This is a genomic window from Actinophytocola sp. (assembly GCF_050699915.1).
Lineage (GTDB): Bacteria > Actinomycetota > Actinomycetes > Mycobacteriales > Pseudonocardiaceae > Actinophytocola.
In genome coordinates this window covers 1-18,348 of the sequence record NZ_JBOHGA010000124.1, presented here as the reverse complement: position 1 = coordinate 18,348, position 18,348 = coordinate 1, and the positions used below count along the sequence as shown (strand labels likewise).

Sequence of the window (18,348 nt, the reverse complement as noted above, 5' to 3'; positions counted from 1 at the left end):
CTGCCCGCCATCGACGCGCGGCTCGCCGCCCGCGGCGCCGCCGACGCGCCCCTCGAGCGCGCCACCGAGCTCAAGGCGCTGCTGCTGGAGACGATCACCCGCCTCAAGCCCCGCGACGGCCAGTTCGGCACGAGCGAGGAGTGGCGGCTCTACAACGCGCTCTACTTCTACTACGTCGCCGGCATCCGGCCCTACAGCGTGCGCACCAAGCTGACCGAGCCCGACCCGGTCGCCCGCCGCGCGCTGGCCTGGTTCGCCGACCACGTGCCGGAGCGCACGCTGCACAACTGGCAGGCCGCCGCCGCCCGGGTGGTCGCCGCCGACCTGCGCGCGGGGCTGGCCTCGCGGCAGTAGTCGGCAGCGGTTCGCGTGGTGCTGGCAGTGCCGGCGGGCCGACCGTGGCGCCATGGCTGCGATACGACACACCACGACCACCCGACCCGACCGCCTCCTCCGCGAGTCGCTCGCCATCGACGGCGTGGCCAGCGGGCTGTCCGGCGTCGCGCTCCTCGCGCTCGCCGGGGTGCTCGCCGACCCGCTCGGCATCCCGACCGGCGTGCTGCTCGGCTTCGGCGCCTTCGCCCTCGTCTACGGCGCGGCCGTGCTCCTCCTCGGCACCCGCTCCGCGATCGACCGCCGCGGGGCGGGCGCGGTCGTCGCCGCCAACCTGGTCATGGGCCTCGGTAGCGGCCTGGTCGTCCTCGCCGGCATCGGCGACCCGACCACGCTCGGCGAGGTCGTGCTGGTGGCGCTCGCGGTGTTCGGGTTCGCGGTCGCCGCCGTGCAGTACGCCGGGCTCAGCCGTGGAAGCCGTGCATGATCGACGTGAACTCGTAGGTGCCCTGGGCGATGCCCGAGCAGGTGGGGGAGACCCCGCCGCCCGGGCACGACCCGTTGTCCCGGCCCGCCGACCAGAACGCGACCAGCCCGATGTGGTTGGCGTTGGCCCAGTCGACGAGCTGGCGGGCGTGCGAGAGCTCGAAGATCTTGCCGTTGAAGTTGCGGCCGATCATCGGCGTGACCCCGAGATGACGGCGCAGGTCCGCGTCGGACATGTTCGGCCAGATCTGGCGCATCTGCCCCAGCGAGCTCTCCGCGGCCGCGATCACCGCGTCGCCCCAGCTCGGCCGGCTCGAGCCGAACTCCATGGTCATCGGGTTCACCAGCACGTCGACCCCGTGCGCGGCCGCGGACTGCAGCACCTGCACCGAGTACGGATCCATCCCGTAGTCGTCGCCCAGCACCCGCATCGTGTAGCTGACCGACGTGCCGCGCTCGTCCTGGATCCTCTTGAGCGCCTGGTTGACCATGTCCTGCGGGATCGTGGCCTCGACGTCGACGTCCAGGTGGTTCGTGCCGACCGTGTCGAGGATCTCCCGGTACGCGCCGGCCAGGGCGTCGGCGCTGCCGCAGGTGTACTCGAGGTAGGGCCCGGCCGCGCCGCCGGTCGCCACGATCACCTTGCCGCCCATGGCCTGCAGCGCGCGGATGTCGCCGATGATGCGGCCGTCGTCCAGCGGGATCGTGCCGCCCCACGAGGGGTTGCAGCCGGTCGAGTCGGCCAGTACGAACGCCAGCGTGAACACCTTCTGCCCGGTCGCGTTCGCCACGTCCACGAGGGACGGCGAGGGCATGGTGATGTCGATGTAGGGCGCCGCGGTCGGCGCGGCCAGGGGTGCCGGGTCGGGCGCCGCGCCGGTAGGGGCGGCCATGGACGGGACGGAGAGGGCCGCGGTCGCGGCGAGCGCGACGAAGATGGTGGACGCGGCCGTGCGCCTGCGGATCATCATTGATCACCCTCGCGAGTTACCGGTCATGTGCAGGGAGCTATCACGGTAAGTGGTTCAGACCACAGGGTCAACAGGTCTAGACCTATTGCGATGCCGGACACTGGTCCCGTGTCCAACGCACCCTGGCCGCCCGGCGCGGCGACCGCCATCGGCTCCATGCCCGGCACCGACCCGTTCGAGGCGGCCACCGTCGTCGTCGGCGAGCTGCCCGACCTGCCGCACCTGCCGGAGGTGCCCGGGCGCGGGCTCGGCACGGACATCGTCGGCCGGGCCGCGGGCCTGCTCGTCGACATCGCCGTCGAGGTCGTGCCGTCGGGCTACCGGGTCACCGCCCGGCCGGGTGCCGACCATCGGCGGACCGTGGACCACCTGCGCCGCGACCTCGACGCGTTCGAGCAGGCGATCGAGCAGGCCGGCACCCGCCCGCCGCTGGTGAAGGTGCAGGTCGCCGGCCCGTGGACGCTGACCTCCGAGGTCGAGCTGCCACGCGGGCACCGGGTGCTCTCCGATCCCGGCGCGCTGCGCGAGTTCACCGAGTCGCTGGCCGAGGGGCTGCGCGGACACGTCGCCGAGGTGCGCAAGCGGACCGGCGCGGACGTCGTGGTCCAGTTCGACGAGCCGTCGCTGCCGGCCGTGCTCGCGGGTGCGCTGCCGACGCCGTCCAAGCTGGGCACGGTGCGCGCGGTCGCCGAGCCGGACGCGCGCGACACGCTCGCCGAGCTCGTCTCGGCCGCACATGACGCGACGGGCCGGCCGGTCGTCGTGCACTGCTGCGCGCCGCGCCCGCCGGTCGCCCTCATCCGCGACGCCGGCGCGGACGCGATCGCCCTGGACGCCACGCTCCTCGACGGCACCCCGGCGGTGCTCACCGACCAGCTCGGCGAGGCCTTCGACGGCGGGTGCGTGCTGTTCCTCGGCCTCGTCCCGTCCGTCGAACCGGCGCTGCCGCCGACGCTCGAAGGCCTGGCCCGCCCCGCCCTGGACCTCGTCGACCGGCTCGGCTTCCCCCGCTCGCTGCTGGCCGAACGCGCGGTGCCTACGCCGACGTGCGGCCTGTCCGGGGCGAGCGCCGCGTGGGCTCGTCGCGCCCTGGCTCTCGCCCGTGACCTGGGGAAGGGCTTCGTGGAGCCACCGGAATCCTGGTGACTGTCAGGGGTCGCGAGTAGCTTCCCCGTCATGACAACCGTGCTAGCCATCGGCACCAAGAAGGGACTGTTCCTCGCGACCAGCGAGGACGGCCGCGTCAGCTGGTCGGTCACCGGGCCGCATCACCCGATGAACGACGTCTACGCGGTCGCGTTCGACACCAGAGGTGCGACGCCACGGCTGTTCGCCGGGATCACCAGCGAGCATTACGGTCCAGGCCTGGCATTCAGCGACGACTTGGGGGCGACGTGGCAGGAGCCCGACCACGCGCCGATCGCATTCCCGGCCGACACCGACACGGCGTTGGCCCGCGTGTGGCAGTTCGCCTTCGGGCCGACCGGGGTGGTCTACGCGGGCGTCGAGCCGTCGGCGGTGTTCCGCTCGGTGGACGGCGGCGAGACCTTCGAGCTGGTGCGCGGCCTGTGGGACCACCCGCACCGGCCGGAGTGGGGGGCGGGGTTCGGCGGACAGGCGGTGCACACGATCCTGCCGCACCCGACCGACGAGGCGCGGGTGACGGTCGCGATGTCCACCGGCGGCGTGTACGCCACTCGCGACGGTGGGGACAGCTGGGAGCCGCGCAACGTCGGCATTCAGGCGTACCGCAATCCGGACCCGTACCCGGAGTTCGGCCAGTGCGTGCACAAGGTCGCTCAGCACCCCGACCAGCCGGAGCGGTTCTTCCTGCAGAACCACCACGGCGTCTACCGCAGCGACGACGGTGCGGCGACGTGGCAGTCCATCGCCGATGGGCTGCCGGCGGACTTCGGCTTCCCGATGGTGGCCCACCCGCACCGGCCGGACGTGATCTACAACTTCCCGCTCGTGGCCGACGCACAGCGGTTCGCGCCGGACGGTCGGTGCGCGGTGTACCGCAGCGAGGACGCCGGCAAGTCGTGGGATGCAATGACATCCGGCCTGCCGGAGGGCTTCTGGAGCGGTGTCCTGCGAGACGCGATGTGCGCGGACGACGCCGACCCGGCGGGCGTGTACTTCGGCACGCGGTCGGGCTCGGTGTTCGCGAGCCGGGACGAGGGCGAGCACTGGCAGCAGGTGGTCGAGCAGCTGCCGGATGTCCTCTGCGTGCGCGCGGTCGTGGCGTAGCCGTGGAGATCACCGTCCGGCTGCCGAGCGCGCTGCGCCCCCGCGTCGGCGATCGGTCCACAGTGGACGTGTCCGTCCCCGGCACGGCGACCCTGGCCGACCTGCTGGACGCGCTCGCGGCCGAGTTCCCGGGCCTGGACCGCCGCCTGCGCGACGAGCGCAAGCAACTGCGCCGCTACGTGAACTTCTTCGTGGACGGCGAGGAGTGCCGCCGCCTGTCCGGCGCCGAGACCCCACTCCGAGACGCCAAGGAGGTCCAGATAATCCCGTCGGTTGCCGGCGGCTGACGAGCGGGGCACATCGGCGGCAAGCGGCCAACTTCCGGATGGCCATCGCGGCACGTCAAGAGAGCAGCGGTTCGCTGCTGTCCCAGCGGTGCGAAGGTGAGGCTCGCCGGGCGGGCGGCGTGGCCGACGGTTGGCGATGCGACGGTTCGGGTGACCGAGAAGACGGGCGTGATCGACGGCCGGTGGTCGCGGTCGGCACCATGGAGGGCATGAAGTGGTTCCGCCGGCGCGAGCCCGACCCCGTCCCCGACCGCCCCGACCCGCGTGTGCTCGCTGAGCGGTTCTGGTGCGGCTGGCAGGAGATGCTGCCCGAGATCGCCGCCGCGCTGGGGGATCGGGAGCCGGGGCGTGTGGAGAACCAGCTCTGCGACCTCGTCGCCGGCGTGCATCCCGACCTGCACTTCTCCCTCGAACGCGGCCAGCGCGCGATCTACGCGTTCGTCGTCTCCGGGCAGGAGGACCCGCGGCTGCGCCCGTTCACCGACGCCTGGCGCGACGCCGCCCCGCCGGAGGACTCGATCTGGGAGTACCACGACGCCGTCCCGCCCGTCCCAGACCCGACCCTGGTCACCGTCAACCTCGGCGAGCACCGCATCCACCTCGCCGATGTCCGCGTCGTCGCGCAGGTCGACGAGGCCGCGGGCGTCGTGGACGTGGCGGTGCACCACCCGGTCCTGGCGGAGCTGGACGAGGCCGCCCGCTCGGCGCTGACCTACCTCCCGCTGGACGCCGCGCTCGGCGAGCGGCTCGCGGCGGAGCGGCTGCGCCGGGTGGAGACCGCCGAGGCGGAGCCCGCCAGCACGATCGGACTACTCGAACTGCGAACCCTGATACGCGACCTGGCGAGCTGAAAACTGTCGGTCCCGCGCACTAGTCTGCGACCGTGACCAGTGCAGACAACGACATGGCAGTGCAGGCCGAGGGTGTCGAGGACGTGCCGGCGGAGGTGCGCGAGCGGCACGGCGTGCTCGCCGAGGAGATCACCGGCCACCGGTTCCGCTACTTCGTGCTCGACTCGCCGACGGTCTCCGACGGCGAGTTCGACAAGCTGTGGCACGAGCTGCTCGCCATCGAGGAGAAGCACCCGGGCCTGGTCACCCCGGACTCGCCGAGCCAGCAGGTCGGCGGCACCTTCTCCACCGAGTTCGCCGCCGTCGACCACCTGGAGCGGATGCTCAGCCTGGACAACACGTTCGACACCGACGAGCTCGGCGCGTGGGTGGACCGGACCGAGAAGGAGCTGGGCCCCACGCCCTACCTGTGCGAGCTCAAGGTCGACGGCCTCGCCATCAACCTGCTCTACGAGAAGGGCCGCCTCGTCCGCGCGCTCACCCGCGGCGACGGCCGCACCGGCGAGGACGTCACGCTGAACGTCCGCACCCTCGACGGCGTGCCCCACCACCTCGAGGGCACCGACGAGTTCCCGGCGCCGGCCCTGGTCGAGATACGCGGCGAGGTGTACTTCCGCCTCGAGGACTTCGAGGAGCTGAACGCGAAGCTGGTCGAGGCCGGCAAGCCCGCGTTCGCCAACCCGCGCAATACCGCAGCCGGCTCACTGCGACAGAAGGACCCCAAGGTCACCGCGAGCCGCAAGCTCCGGCTGATCTGCCACGGCCTCGGCAAGCGGGAGGGCTTCGAGCCCGCGCGGCTGTCCGAGGCCTACGACGCGCTCGCGACCTGGGGCCTGCCGGTCTCGCCGCACACCAAGCTGATCGACAGCCGCGAGGACCTGTTCGCGCACATCGACTACTGGGGCGCGCACCGTCACGACGTCGAGCACGAGATCGACGGCATCGTGATCAAGGTCGACGAGGTGGCCAAGCAGCGCAGGCTGGGCACCACCTCGCGTGCGCCGCGCTGGGCCATCGCCTACAAGTACGCGCCGGAGGAGGCGACCACCACGCTGCTGGACATCCAGGTCAACGTGGGCCGCACCGGCCGGGTGACGCCGTTCGCCGTGATGGAGCCCGTGAAGGTGGCCGGCTCGACGGTGTCGATGGCCACGCTGCACAACGCGAGCGAGGTCAAGCGCAAGGGCGTGCTGATCGGCGACCGGGTGGTGATCCGAAAGGCGGGCGACGTCATCCCGGAGGTGCTCGGCCCGGTGGCCGACGCCCGCGACGGCTCCGAGCGCGAGTTCGCGATGCCGACCGCCTGCCCGTCCTGCGGCACGACGCTCGCGTACGAGAAGGAGGGCGACGCCGACATCCGCTGCCCCAACGCGCGGGCCTGCCCCGGCCAGCGCAAGGAGCGGCTGACCTACATCGCGGGCCGCTCGGCGCTGGACATCGAGGTGCTGGGCTACGAGGCCGCGGTGGCGCTGATCGACTCGGGCATCCTCGCCGACGAGGGTGACCTGTTCGACCTGGACGAGTCCCAGCTGCTCGAGGCGGAGCTGTTCCGCACCAAGGCGGGCGCGCTGTCGGCCAACGGTCAGAAGCTGCTGGCGAACCTGGAGACGGTCAAGCAGCGTCCACTGTGGAAGGTGCTGGTGGCGCTGTCCATCCGGCACGTCGGCCCGACCGCGGCCCGGGCGCTCGCGCAGGAGTTCGGCTCGCTGCCGCGGATCATGGCGGCGTCGGAGGAGGAGCTGGCGGCGGCCGAGGGCGTGGGCCCGACGATCGTGACGGCCATCCAGGAGTGGTTCGCCACGGACTGGCGGCGCGAGATCGTCGAGAAGTGGCAGCGTGCCGGCGTGCGGATGGAGGAGGAGCGCGACGCGTCGATCCCGCGCAACCTAGACGGTCTGTCCATTGTGGTCACCGGCAGCCTGCAGACGTTCTCCCGCGACGAGGCCAAGGAGGCGATCCTCGCGCGCGGCGGCAAGGCGGTGGGCTCGGTGTCGAAGAAGACCGCGTTCGTGGTGGTGGGCGAGTCGCCGGGGTCCAAGCACGACAAGGCCGTGCAGCTGAAGGTGCCGGTCCTCGACGAGGACGGCTTCCGGGTGCTGCTCGACTCCGGCCCCGACGCGGCGACGGACCGAGCCACGGTGGGCGACCCGAACGCCGATGAGTGAGGTGACGATCCGCCTGGCCCGCCCGGCGGAGCTGACCACGGTGGGCCGGCTGACGATCGACGCGTACCGGGCAAGCGGCTTCATCGAGGGCGAGAGCCCGTACGCGCAGAAGCTGGCGGATGCGCGGCCGCGTGCCCACGAGGCGGAGCTGTGGGTGGCGGTCGACGAGACGGACACGGTCCTCGGCACGGTCACGATGGCGCCGCCGTCGTCGCCGTGGGCGCAGGTGGCCGGCCCGGACGACCTGGAGTTCCGGATGCTGGCGGTGAGCGCGCAGGCCCGCGGGCGAGGCGTCGGCGAGGCACTGACGAGAGCGGTCCTGGACCGGGCCGCGGAGCTCGGCCTGAGCGGCGTGGTGCTGAGCAGCTCGACCGAGATGACGGCGGCGCACCGCATCTACGAGCGCCTCGGCTTCTACCGCACACCGGACAAGGACTGGCGCCCATCACCGGACACCCAGCTGGTGACCTACCGCCTGGACCTCCGCTAGCCCGAGTCCGTCTGCTCCGCCCACCGCGGCCGGCTAGTAGAAGTCCGGGAGTACCCGTCCGATCACCGCGACCCCGTCGGCGATTTCCGACGGCGTCCGGGCCGCGTAGCCCAGCACCAACCCAGGCCGGCCGGGGCGCTGCCGGTGCCATGACAACGGCTGCACCTTGACCCCCTCACCGAGCACCGCGGCGGCGACCGCGACGTCCGAGAAGGACCCGGGAAACGTCACCGTCAGGTGCAGGCCCGCCGCCGCGCCGTGCACCGTCGCGCCGGGGAGCGAAGCGCGCACCGAGGCGATCATGGCGTCCCGGCGCCGGCGGTGGCGGGGCCGGAGGAACCGCAGCTGCTGCTCCAGCGCACCCGACTCCATCAGCTCGGCCAGTGTGAACTGCGCCAGCACCCCGTTGCCCAGGTCGGCGTTCCGCTTGGCCCATACGACGTCCGCGAGCAGCCGCGGCGGCACCAGCAGCCAGCCGAGTCGCAGGGCCGGCGCGAGCAGCTTCGACACGCTCCCCGCGTAGCAGACCTCCGCCGACCGCATCGAGCGCAGCGCCGGCACCGGCGGCCGGTCGTACCTGTGCTCCGCGTCGTAGTCGTCCTCGATGACGATGCCGCCGGCCGCCGCCCAGTCGAGCAGCTCGCGGCGCCGGCCACCGGAGAGCACGACGCCGGTGGGGAACTGGTGGGCCGGCGTCACCAGCACCGCCGGCGCGTCGAGCGCCGACACCCGCAGACCCAACGCGTCGACCGGCGCAGGCGGGGTCGCGACGCCCCAGTTCCCCAGGTGCTGCCGGGTGCCGAGCGACCCGGGGTCCTCGACCGCGATCGACTCGACGCCCAGCACCTGCGCGAGCAGCCCAAGCGCCTGGGACACACCCGCCACGATCACGATCTCCTCCGGCGACACCCGAATCCCGCGGTTGCGGGCGAGCCAGTGCGCGACCGCCCGCCGCAGCGCCGGGGCCCCGCGCGGATCGCCGTAGCCGAGGTCCGCCGCCGACAGCGAGCCGAGCACCGTCCGCTCCGCCCGCAGCCACGCCGCCCGCGGGAACGCCGCCAGGTCCGGCACGCCGGGCGTGAGGTCGACCCGCGCCGGGATCGCGCGCAGCGTGTCGAAGACGGAAACGTCTGGCGTGCCGACGAACGGCGAGTCGACAACGGACGCCGGGGTGAATACCGGGGCGACCGGTGCGGCCACGACCACCGTCCCGGCCCGGCCGCGGCCCGCGACGTGCCCGTCCTCCACCAGCCGCTGGTACGCCTCAGTGACCACCCCGCGCGACACGCGCAGCTCCGCCGCCAGCACCCGGGTCGCGGGCAGCCGACTGCCGACCGGCAGGCGGCCGTCGGAGATCGCCGAGCGGAGCCGGGTCGCGAGCCAGGCGGACCGGCCGCCGGCCGGGGCGTCCGCGATCGACAGCTGCAGGAAGTCCGCACCCGGTATGGACCCCTCACCGGCCGGCGGTTTGGACCTGTTCACCGAACCATTGTGGCGGCACAGTCGACACGTGACCGCCATCGAGTACGTCCACGGGTACGGCCCGCACGAGACCCGACGCCTGGGCGACCAGGCCGACACGCTCGCGGACCTGCTGCACGCCGGCACCGCGTACCCGCCGGGGAGCCGAGTCCTGGAGGTCGGCTGCGGGGTCGGCGCGCAGACCGCCCACCTGGTCAGGTCGAGCCCGGGCGCGCACCTGACCTCGATCGACGTCGACGAGCGCTCACTCGCGCTGGCCCGCGCGCGGGTCGGCGACACGGTCGACTGGCGCCACGCGGACCTGTTCGACCTCGCCGGCGAGAAGGGCGAGGAGTACGACCACGCGTTCGTCTGCTTCGTCCTGGAGCACCTCCGCGAACCCGAGCGGGCGCTCGAACGCCTCCGCCGGATCATCAGGCCCGGCGGCACCATCACCGTCATCGAGGGCGACCACGGCTCGGCGTTCTTCCACCCGGACAGCCCGGCCGCGCACACGGTGATCGACTGCCTGGTGACCCTGCAACGACGCGCGGGTGGCGACGCGCTCATCGGCCGCCGGGTCGAGCCGCTGCTCACCGCCGCCGGCTACCACGACGTCCGCGCCCTGCCATGCACCGTCTACGCCGACCGCACCCGCCCCGCGCTCGTCGAGGGGTTCACCCGCAACACGTTCACCGCCATGGTGGCCGGCGTCCGCGACGAGGCGCTGGCCGCCGGGCTGGTCACGGAAACCGAGTGGCGACAAGGCATCGCGGCCCTGGAACGAACCGCCGAGCCGGGCGGCACCTTCCTCTACACGTTCTTCAAGGGGACGGCGGTCAACTAGCCCAGAGCCGCGAGCACCCGGTCCGCGAGCCGCGGCGGATCCTCGCGATCCGCCCGCAGCATCAGGGTCTCCGGCCCCAGCGCGGCCCGTGCGGCGATGCAGCGGTCGACGTTGCGGAGGCGAAAATCCCGGGCGACGGCGTCCGCGCTCGGGTCGTCGGGGGAGAGCACCTGCGCGTGGATCCGGCGGCGCAGCTCGTCCGGCGCCACATCGAGGAACACGTGCAGCACCGGTACGTCGGCGGCGGCGAGACGGTCGAAGATCTCCGTGCAGTACCCGGAGTCGGCCAGCGTCATCGGCGTGATGACGTGCCGCCCGTACTCGCGGTCCAGGCCGATCGCGAACTCGGCCGTGAGCGACCGCCACAGCGGCAGGTCCTGGAAGTCGCCGCTGGGCACGGGGACCCACTGGCGCAACACGAAGCCGACGTGCTCGGGGTCGAACGGCAGCGCGTCGGGCAGCCGGCGGTGCAGCTCTTCGGCCAACGTCGTCTTGCCGGCGCCGAACGCGCCGTCGAGCCAGACGATCACGACTCAGCCCGACAGGACCACCGCGATGATGCCGGCCAGATGAGCCAGCCGCGCGACCTCGGCGGCTCGGAACATCGGGCCGCCCGGGCGACCCACCAGCAGGACGCGGTCCGGCTTGCCCAGGGGAGTGGCGGCCAGCTCCGTGCCCAGCTCCCGCCACGTCTCCGGGACCCAGGCCTCCTCGCCGTCGAGCACGGTCGCGCGGGCCAGCGGCAGCCACGGCAGGTCGAGCGTGCGCAGCTGCGGTGCCGCGGTCGACGCGGTCAGCGTCTCCGCGCCGCCCTGGGTCGGACCGACGACCAGCGCCCAGCCGGCTCGGATGATCTTCGGCACGCCCTCGGTGAAGATGGTCAGGCCCTCGTCCGGTTGGGCGGCGACCTCCTCCACCAGCTCCAGCTCGCGATGGGTGTCGAGCACGCCCGCGTACGGCCGCACGGCGTCGACCTCGACGTCGGTCACCGACTCGGCGGCGGTGATCAGCACGTCCGGCAGCCGGCCCTTGGGCAGCTCCACCACCAGGTCGTCGATCGCCGTGCCCGACGTTCGCTCCACCACGTCCACGCTCAGGATGTCGGCACCGATGTGGCCGAGAGCGGTCGCTACCGCGCCGAGCGCGCCCGGGCGGTCCGGTAGCTGCACTCGGATCAGGAAGGACAAGGCGAACGCCTCCTGCTACTCGGTGGTGACCTCGCGTCACCGCCGGTGTCGATCTCGTTGCCGGCCGACGATTGTCGCAGACGCCAGCATGCCGCCACAGCAGGCGTCCACACCACGAGATCGGCGAGCCTGTGACCAGCTTGCCACCTCGAATACCCGTTCGTACCGCGTAGGAGCCTGGAAATAGACTCCTACCTCTAGTCAACGAGCATCGTCTGCAGGGAGTACGTCCAGTGCCCAACATCTCGCGCGACGAGGTCGCCCACCTCGCTCGCCTGGCCAGGCTGGCTGTCACCGAGGAAGAGCTGGACAAGTTCGCCGGCCAGCTCGACGTCATCCTCGAGTCGGTGGCCAGGGTCGGCGAGGTCGCGGCCGCGGACATCCCGCCGACCTCCCACGCCGTGCGGCTCACCAACGTCTTCCGCGACGACCTCCCCCGCCCGGGTCTCACCCAGGAGCAGGCGCTGGCCGGCGCGCCGGCCGTCGAGCAGGGCCGGTTCCGCGTGCCGCGCATCCTGGGGGAGGAGGCATGAGCGAGCTTGCGAGCGAATCATTGACACAGGGCGAGCTGATCCACAAAACCGCTGCCGAGCTCGCCGCGAAGATCCACTCCGGTGAGGTCTCCTCCGTCGAGGTCACCCAGGCTCACCTGGACCGCATCTCCGCCATCGACGCCACCGTGCATGCCTTCCTGCACGTCGACGCCGAGGGCGCGCTCGCCGCGGCCCGCGAGGTCGACGCCGACGTGGCCGCCGGCCGCGAGGTCGCCTCGCCGCTGGCCGGCGTGCCGCTGGCGCTCAAGGACGTCTTCACCACCAAGGGCATCCCGACCACGGTCGGCTCGAAGATCCTCGAGGGCTGGGTGCCGCCCTACGACGCGACGGTCACCCGCAGGCTGCGTGAGGCCGGCATCGTCGTGCTGGGCAAGACGAACATGGACGAGTTCGCGATGGGCTCCTCCACCGAGAACTCCGCCTACGGCGTGACCCACAACCCGTGGGACCTCGACCGGATCCCGGGCGGCTCGGGCGGCGGCTCGTCCGCCTCGCTCGCCGCGTTCGAGGCGCCGCTCGCCATCGGCACCGACACCGGCGGCTCTATCCGCCAGCCCGCGTCGGTCACCGGCACGGTCGGGGTCAAGCCGACCTACGGCGGCGTCTCACGCTACGGCCTCGTCGCGTTCTCCTCCTCGCTCGACCAGGGCGGGCCGTGCGCGCGCACCGTGCTCGACGCCGCGCTGCTGCACCAGGTCATCGGCGGCCACGACCCGATGGACTCCACCTCGATCGACGCGCCCGTGCCGCCGGTGGTCGCCGCGGCCCGCGAGGGCGCTGCGGGCGACCTGAGCGGCGTCCGGATCGGCGTGGTTCGCGAGTTCACCGGCGAGTGGTACCAGGACGGGGTGATCGGGTCCTTCCAGCGGGCGGTCGAGACCCTGCGCGGGCTCGGCGCGGAGATCGTCGAGGTGTCCTGCCCGCACTTCGACTACGGACTGCCGGCCTACTACCTCATCGCGCCCAGCGAGTGCTCCTCGAACCTCGCCCGGTTCGACGCGATGCGCTACGGCCTGCGTGTCGGCGACGAGAACGGGAACAGCGCCGAGCAGGTCATGGCGCTCACCCGGGAGGCCGGCTTCGGCGAGGAGGTCAAGCGCCGCGTCATGATCGGCACCTACGCGCTGTCGTCCGGCTACTACGACGCCTACTACGGCCAGGCGCAGAAGGTCCGCACGCTGATCACGAACGACTTCCAGGCCGCGTTCGCCGACGTCGACGTGCTGGTCTCGCCGACCACCCCGACGACCGCCTTCCGCATCGGCGAGCGCGCCGACGACCCGGTCGCCATGTACCGCGCCGACCTGTGCACGATCCCGGCGAACCTCGCCGGCACGCCCGCCCTGAGCGTCCCGTGTGGACTGTCCGATGAGGACGGTCTGCCGGTCGGCCTGCAGGTGATGGCGCCCGCGCTGCAGGACCAGCGCATGTACCGCGTGGCCGCCGCCTACGAGGTGGCCCGCGACGCCGAGCAGGGCGGTCCACTGATCAACCGGGTTCCGCAGCTGGAGGTCGCCCGATGAGTACGCCGGTGTCCGCGGGGATGGACGAGGTCATGGACTACGACGAGGTCCTCGAGCGCTTCGACCCGGTGCTCGGGCTCGAGGTGCACGTCGAGCTGAGCACGAACACGAAGATGTTCTGCGGCTGCCCGACGACGTTCGGCGCGGAGCCGAACACGCAGGTCTGCCCGGTGTGCCTGGGTCTGCCGGGGGCCCTGCCGGTCCTCAACGGCATGGCGGTCGAGTCCGCGATCCGGATCGGGCTCTCGCTCGGCTGCGAGATCGCCGAGTGGTGCCGGTTCGCGCGGAAGAACTACTTCTACCCGGACATGCCGAAGAACTTCCAGACCTCCCAGTACGACGAGCCGATCGCGTTCAACGGCAAGCTGGACCTGGAGCTCGAGGACGGCACGGTCGTCGAGGTGGGCATCGAGCGCGCGCACATGGAGGAGGACACCGGCAAGTCGCTGCACGTCGGCGGCGCGACCGGCCGGATCCACGGTGCCGAGCACTCGCTGCTGGACTACAACCGGGCGGGTGTGCCGCTGATCGAGATCGTGACCAAGCCGATCGTCGGCACCGGTGCCCGCGCGCCGGAGTTGGCCCGGGCGTACGTGACCGCGCTGCGGGACCTGCTGCGCGCGCTGGAGGTGTCGGACGTCCGGATGGACCAGGGGTCGCTGCGCTGTGACGCGAACGTGTCCCTGATGCCGAGCGGTACCACGGAGTTCGGCACCCGGACCGAGACGAAGAACGTCAACTCGCTGCGCAGCGTCGAGCGGGCGGTGCGCTACGAGATGACCCGGCAGGCCGCGGTGCTCGCCGGCGGCGGCTCGATCCTGCAGGAGACGCGGCACTTCGACGAGTCGACCGGCACCACCTCGGCGGGCCGACGCAAGGAGACCTCGGAGGACTACCGGTACTTCCCGGAGCCCGACCTGGTGCCGATCGCGCCGTCCACGGAGTGGGTGGAGAAGGTCCGGGCGACGCTGCCGGAGATGCCGTGGCAGCGCCGCAAGCGGATCCAGGCGGACTGGCAGCTGTCGGACCTGGAGCTGCGCGACCTGGTCAACGCGGGCGCGGTGGACCTCGTGGCGTCCACTGTGGACGCCGGGGCGTCGCCGTCGGAGGCGCGGGCCTGGTGGGTCAACTACCTTTCGCAGGAGGCGAACTCGCGCGGCGTCGACCTGGGCGACCTGTCGATCACGCCCGCGCAGGTGGCCCGGGTGGCGGCGCTCGTGGCGTCGGGCTCGTTGACGAACAAGCTGGCGCGCGAGGTCGTGGACGGCGTGCTGGCCGGCGAGGGCGAGCCGGACGAGGTCGTGGAGAAGCGTGGCCTGGCCGTGGTCTCCGACGACTCGGCCCTGTACGCCGCGATCGACGAGGCCCTGGCCGCGCAGCCGGACGTGGCGGACAAGATCCGCGGCGGCAAGGTCGCGGCGGCCGGTGCGATCGTCGGCGCGGTCATGAAGGCGACGAAGGGCAAGGCGGACGCGAAGCGAGTCCGAGATCTGATCCTGGAGCGTTGCGGCTGACCCGAGCGCCCGGCGGCGCCGGCTCGCGCGGGCGCGATGCGGCCGGATCAGCCACGGCGCGAGCAGCCGGCCGGCGGGCCACAAGCACACCGTGAGGCGCGAGCTCGAGTGAGAAGGGTCGGGGCCGGCGGCGGGTGAATGCGGGCAGGGCGCCAGCCCTGCCCGCGGTTTCCTGCCCGCAGGGCGACGGAGGCTCGCGGGTCAAGAGGTCGCCAACGGCGAAGGACCAGCGCCGGAAGTGGCGCGACCTCTTGAGGCGTGAGTCGGAGCCCGTAAAATCCGCCGCCGGCCCCGACCCCTCAGTCCAGAGCCGCCGATCGGTCGACCAGTGAACGAACCACCGCGGTTACCATTCGCGCGCGATGGCGAAGTACGGCGTCCTGGGACCGCTACAGGTCACGGGTCATGACGGGCAGGGGCTGCGGCTGCGCGGCGAGCGGCAGCGGTCCCTGCTCGCCATGCTGCTGTTCCACGCCAACGAGCACGTCTCGGCCGACCGCCTCGTCGACGCGCTCTGGCCGGGCGTGCCGCCGAAGTCCTACGCCTCCAACCTGCACACCTACATCTCTCGCCTGCGCGAGCGGCTCGGTCCGATCGACAACTCCGGCCGTGGCTACCGCCTGCGGGTGGCCGACGACGAGCTCGACCTGCTGGTCTTCCGCCGGGAGGCCGCTTCGGGCCGGGCCGCGAACGACCCACGCGCGGCGGCCGCCCACCTGCGCCGTGCGCTCGCCCAGTGGCGTGACCAGCCGCTGGCCGACCTGAGCGTGCCGCAGCTCGAGGCCGAGGTGGCGCGGCTGGAGGCCGAGCGGTTCGCGGTCTTCGAGGACTGCGCCGAGGCCGAGCTCGCGGCGGGCCGGCACGCGGACCTGATCGGTGAGCTGCAGGCCGCCGTCGCCGAGCACCCGCTGCGGGAGCGGCTCGTCGGGCTGCTCATGACGGCGCTGTGGCGGTCCGGCCGGCAGGTCGAGGCGCTCGCCGTCTTCCGCGCCACCCGGGCGATGCTGATCGACGAGACCGGGCTCGAGCCGGGTTCCGAGCTGCGCGAGGTCCACGCGGCGATCCTGCGCGGCGAGGAGGACGAGCCGGCCGCGTGGCCGATCTGCCAGCTGCCCGCCGAGGTGCTCGACTTCTCCGGCCGCGGCGAGCTCGTCGCCTCGCTGACCGCCACGATCGGCGAGCGGCGGGAGCCCGTGGTCGTGCTGAGCGGCGAGCCCGGTGTCGGCAAGAGCATGCTCGCCGTTCGCGTGGCGCACCGCGTGCGCGACGACTTCCCCGACGGCCAGCTCTTCGCCCATCTCGCGGGCGCCACGGAGCCGCGCGAGGTCGGCGACGTCCTCGCCGACCTGCTCCGAACGCTCGGCGTCACCGGCCCGGCCATCCCGGAGGACGTGCACGCCAAGGCCGCCGCGCTGCGCAGCCGGCTCGCGAACCGCAAGGTGCTGCTCGTCCTCGACGACGCCGCCGGCCCGGCGCAGATACGTCCGCTGCTGCCCGGCACCGGGGACAGCGCGGTGCTCGTCACCAGCCGCCGGCGGCTCTCCGGGCTGGCGGGCGCGCACCGGGTCACCGTGCCGCCCTTCACCGACGCCGAGGCCGCCGAGCTGCTACAGCGCGTCGCCGGCGAGCGGGTCGGCGGTGACCCGGCCGGCGCCGGGCGGATCGGCGCCGCCTGCGGGAACCTGCCGCTGGCCCTGCGTATCGCCGCGACCCGACTCTCGCTGCGCCCTCAGCTGCGCCTCGGCGAGCTCGCCGACCGGCTCGCCGACGAGCGGCGCCGGCTCGACGAGCTGACCGTCAGCGACCTGCAGGTGCGGCCCGGCCTGGCGCTGAGCTACGAGGCGCTGACCGAGCCGGCGCGCTACCTGTTCCGGCTGATCGGCATGGTCGACGTCGACGACCACCCGGCGTGGGCGCTCGCCGTGCTGCTCGCCGGGCCGGCGGGGGAGGCCGCGGTCGAGGAGCTGGTCGAGTCCAGCCTGCTGCAGCCGGCCGGCGCGGACGCGTGCGGCGAGCCCCGGTTCGTCATGCACGACATCGTGCGCGCGTACGCGACCGAGCTGGCGCACGAGTTCGTCGGGCTGCCGGAGCGGGAGGAGGCCGGCACGCGACTGGTCCTCGCCGGCTACGCGCTCACCGACGTGCTGGTCCGGGAGCTGCCGCAGACCTCTCCACTACCCGATCCGGTCGTCGAGGTGCCCGCCCCGCCGATCCCGGCGGACACCATGCGCAGGCTGCTGGCCGACCCGTCGGCGTGGTTCGCCACCGAGCGGCAGACGCTGGTCGCCGGTATCGGGCGGCTGTGCCGGGTGGACGAGTTCTGCGAGGGCGAGTACCTGCTCGCGGCGGACATGTTCGACCGGCTCGCGGTGTACCTGTGGCTGCACGGCTACTACGCCGACCTGCGCTTCTGCGCCGAGGCGCTGGTCGTCGCCGCCCGCGCGAACGCCGACGAGCTCGTCGAGGCGCGGGCGACGGCCGTGCTGGCGCGGTTGTCGCACGTCCGCGGCCGGTACGCGGAGGCCGTGGAGAGCTACCGCTGGTGTGCCTCGCGGTTGGTCGACTCCGGTGTGCGCGCCTGGGTGCTGACCAACCTCGCCGACTGTCTGACCGGCCTCGGCGAGCCGGAGGAGGCCCTTCGCCTGGCCGACAGCGCGGCGGCCGACGACGACTTCGCCCTGCTGTCGGTACTTCGTGCTCGTTCGGCGGCGCTGAACCGCCTGGGCCGCCCGGCGGAGTCGGTGCTTCTTGCGACGGAGGCGCTGGAGGTGGCCCGGCGTGGAGGCGAGCCGCGCACGGTCGCGCGGGCGTCGCAGAGCCTGGCGTGGAGCCTCGCACTGACCGGCGACCTGGAGCGGGCGGCGGTGGCGGCGCGGGAGGCGGTGTCGATGCTGCGCGGGACCGCGGCGCGCTCGTCGCTCGCCGGTGCGCTGCGCACGCTCGGGGCGATCCGGGCCGGCCAGGGTTCGCGGACGGACGCGGTCGAGGCGTTCGTCGAGGGCCGGCGGATCGCGGAGGAGATCAACGAGCGGCCGCGTGCGCTGTCGTGCGCCCGAGCCATCGCCGCGAGCCGGGTCGGCGCCGGCCGAGCCGCGGAGGCGATTCCCGAGCTGTGGCGCTGCCTGGCCGCGTACCGGGAGATGGGCAGCGAGTCCTCCGTGGCGGTGACGCTGCAGCTGCTGGCCCCCGCGTACGAGGCGACGGGCGACAGCGCCGCGGCTGCCGCCGCACGCGAGGAGGCGGCCCGCCGAACGGACCCGAGGGACGCGAGCACCACCACGCTGGTCCGCCTGCTCCTGAACCTCACCGAGCCCCTTAGCCCGGGCCAACTGCCAGGAAGGACGCCTTGCAGACACTCAGCGACCTGATGGACGCCTTCCAGACAGAAGGACCCGGGCGAAGGTGCAGGGCGGGTGCCGGGGCATGCCC

17 protein-coding genes are annotated in these 18,348 nt (G+C 73.0%); 13 read left to right on the top strand and 4 right to left on the bottom strand.

What is annotated here, in order from left to right; all coding sequences use genetic code 11:
• Nucleotides 1-354: hypothetical protein (locus ACRDSK_RS20990; protein ID WP_431442916.1), on the top strand; the 354-nt coding region annotated here is incomplete at its 5' end.
• 52 nt (nt 355-406) lie between these two features.
• Nucleotides 407-820: a hypothetical protein gene (locus ACRDSK_RS20985; RefSeq protein ID WP_431442915.1), complete on the top strand. Its 414-nt coding sequence runs from the start codon at nt 407-409 to the stop codon at nt 818-820.
• On the opposite strand, the gene ACRDSK_RS20980 is transcribed toward ACRDSK_RS20985, so the two are convergent.
• Nucleotides 798-1,787, bottom strand: a complete 990-nt coding sequence (locus ACRDSK_RS20980; protein WP_431442914.1) for a chitinase — start codon at nt 1,785-1,787, stop codon at nt 798-800. The two genes, ACRDSK_RS20985 and ACRDSK_RS20980, sit on opposite strands and share 23 nt — an antisense overlap.
• 111 nt (nt 1,788-1,898) lie before the next feature.
• On the opposite strand from ACRDSK_RS20980, the gene ACRDSK_RS20975 reads away from it, so the two are divergent.
• The 6 genes from ACRDSK_RS20975 to ACRDSK_RS20950 all read left to right on the top strand — a co-directional run bounded on the left by ACRDSK_RS20975 (nt 1,899) and on the right by ACRDSK_RS20950 (nt 7,833).
• On the top strand, nt 1,899-2,936 hold the full coding sequence (locus tag ACRDSK_RS20975; protein ID WP_431442913.1) for a methionine synthase: 1,038 nt from the start codon (nt 1,899-1,901) through the stop codon (nt 2,934-2,936).
• A 30-nt stretch (nt 2,937-2,966) separates the two neighbouring features.
• Nucleotides 2,967-4,040, top strand: coding sequence for a WD40/YVTN/BNR-like repeat-containing protein (locus ACRDSK_RS20970; RefSeq protein ID WP_431442912.1), 1,074 nt, complete (start codon nt 2,967-2,969; stop codon nt 4,038-4,040).
• 2 nt (nt 4,041-4,042) lie between these two features.
• The gene (locus ACRDSK_RS20965; RefSeq protein WP_431442911.1) at nt 4,043-4,327 is read left to right on the top strand and encodes a ubiquitin-like small modifier protein 1; all 285 of its coding nucleotides are present in this window, start codon (nt 4,043-4,045) and stop codon (nt 4,325-4,327) included.
• 209 nt (nt 4,328-4,536) lie between these two features.
• Nucleotides 4,537-5,178 (top strand): hypothetical protein, encoded by a 642-nt coding sequence (locus ACRDSK_RS20960; RefSeq protein ID WP_431442910.1) that lies wholly within the window; start codon nt 4,537-4,539, stop codon nt 5,176-5,178.
• A gap of 53 nt (nt 5,179-5,231) precedes the next feature.
• On the top strand, nt 5,232-7,343 hold the full coding sequence (ligA, locus tag ACRDSK_RS20955; RefSeq protein ID WP_431442918.1) for an NAD-dependent DNA ligase LigA: 2,112 nt from the start codon (nt 5,232-5,234) through the stop codon (nt 7,341-7,343).
• Nucleotides 7,336-7,833 (top strand): GNAT family N-acetyltransferase, encoded by a 498-nt coding sequence (locus ACRDSK_RS20950; RefSeq protein WP_431442909.1) that lies wholly within the window; start codon nt 7,336-7,338, stop codon nt 7,831-7,833. Before ligA ends, ACRDSK_RS20950 begins: the two co-directional genes overlap by 8 nt.
• A 33-nt stretch (nt 7,834-7,866) precedes the next feature.
• Here ACRDSK_RS20950 and ACRDSK_RS20945 read toward each other — a convergent pair whose 3' ends face one another.
• On the bottom strand, nt 7,867-9,315 hold the full coding sequence (locus tag ACRDSK_RS20945) for a PLP-dependent aminotransferase family protein (RefSeq protein WP_431442908.1): 1,449 nt from the start codon (nt 9,313-9,315) through the stop codon (nt 7,867-7,869).
• A gap of 28 nt (nt 9,316-9,343) precedes the next feature.
• On the opposite strand from ACRDSK_RS20945, the gene ACRDSK_RS20940 reads away from it, so the two are divergent.
• The gene (locus ACRDSK_RS20940) at nt 9,344-10,141 is read left to right on the top strand and encodes a methyltransferase domain-containing protein (RefSeq protein WP_431442907.1); all 798 of its coding nucleotides are present in this window, start codon (nt 9,344-9,346) and stop codon (nt 10,139-10,141) included.
• Here the strand turns inward: ACRDSK_RS20940 and ACRDSK_RS20935 are convergent.
• Nucleotides 10,138-10,671: an AAA family ATPase gene (locus ACRDSK_RS20935; protein ID WP_431442906.1), complete on the bottom strand. Its 534-nt coding sequence runs from the start codon at nt 10,669-10,671 to the stop codon at nt 10,138-10,140. The genes ACRDSK_RS20940 and ACRDSK_RS20935 overlap by 4 nt on opposite strands.
• Nucleotides 10,672-10,674: 3 nt before the next feature.
• A complete protein-coding gene (locus ACRDSK_RS20930; RefSeq protein ID WP_431442905.1) occupies nt 10,675-11,328 on the bottom strand; it encodes an amino acid-binding protein in 654 nt (217 codons plus the stop codon).
• 233 nt (nt 11,329-11,561) lie between these two features.
• On the opposite strand from ACRDSK_RS20930, the gene gatC reads away from it, so the two are divergent.
• From gatC to ACRDSK_RS20910, 4 genes are all read left to right on the top strand, one after another.
• Nucleotides 11,562-11,861 (top strand): Asp-tRNA(Asn)/Glu-tRNA(Gln) amidotransferase subunit GatC, encoded by a 300-nt coding sequence (gene gatC / locus ACRDSK_RS20925; RefSeq protein ID WP_431442904.1) that lies wholly within the window; start codon nt 11,562-11,564, stop codon nt 11,859-11,861.
• Nucleotides 11,858-13,405 carry an Asp-tRNA(Asn)/Glu-tRNA(Gln) amidotransferase subunit GatA gene (gene gatA, locus ACRDSK_RS20920; RefSeq protein WP_431442903.1) on the top strand — a complete coding sequence of 516 codons (1,548 nt, stop codon included), beginning with the start codon at nt 11,858-11,860 and terminating at the stop codon, nt 13,403-13,405. Before gatC ends, gatA begins: the two co-directional genes overlap by 4 nt.
• 20 nt (nt 13,406-13,425) lie before the next feature.
• Nucleotides 13,426-14,919, top strand: coding sequence for an Asp-tRNA(Asn)/Glu-tRNA(Gln) amidotransferase subunit GatB (gatB, locus tag ACRDSK_RS20915; protein ID WP_431442917.1), 1,494 nt, complete (start codon nt 13,426-13,428; stop codon nt 14,917-14,919).
• A 362-nt stretch (nt 14,920-15,281) separates the two neighbouring features.
• Complete coding sequence (locus ACRDSK_RS20910; RefSeq protein WP_431442902.1) at nt 15,282-18,287, top strand: BTAD domain-containing putative transcriptional regulator; 3,006 nt, start codon at nt 15,282-15,284, stop codon at nt 18,285-18,287.
• Nucleotides 18,288-18,348 lie beyond the last annotated feature (61 nt).

What these genes read in the sequence shown, in the direction of transcription:
- ACRDSK_RS20985 (WP_431442915.1), top strand. Translation starts at nt 407, where the DNA reads ATGGCTGCGATACGACACACCACGACCACCCGACCCGACCGCCTCCTC.
- ACRDSK_RS20980 (WP_431442914.1), bottom strand. Translation starts at nt 1,787, where the DNA reads ATGATCCGCAGGCGCACGGCCGCGTCCACCATCTTCGTCGCGCTCGCC.
- ACRDSK_RS20970 (WP_431442912.1), top strand. Translation starts at nt 2,967, where the DNA reads ATGACAACCGTGCTAGCCATCGGCACCAAGAAGGGACTGTTCCTCGCG.
- ACRDSK_RS20960 (WP_431442910.1), top strand. Translation starts at nt 4,537, where the DNA reads ATGAAGTGGTTCCGCCGGCGCGAGCCCGACCCCGTCCCCGACCGCCCC.
- ligA (WP_431442918.1), top strand. Translation starts at nt 5,232, where the DNA reads ATGGCAGTGCAGGCCGAGGGTGTCGAGGACGTGCCGGCGGAGGTGCGC.
- ACRDSK_RS20950 (WP_431442909.1), top strand. Translation starts at nt 7,336, where the DNA reads ATGAGTGAGGTGACGATCCGCCTGGCCCGCCCGGCGGAGCTGACCACG.
- gatA (WP_431442903.1), top strand. Translation starts at nt 11,858, where the DNA reads ATGAGCGAGCTTGCGAGCGAATCATTGACACAGGGCGAGCTGATCCAC.
- gatB (WP_431442917.1), top strand. Translation starts at nt 13,426, where the DNA reads ATGGACGAGGTCATGGACTACGACGAGGTCCTCGAGCGCTTCGACCCG.
- ACRDSK_RS20910 (WP_431442902.1), top strand. Translation starts at nt 15,282, where the DNA reads ATGGCGAAGTACGGCGTCCTGGGACCGCTACAGGTCACGGGTCATGAC.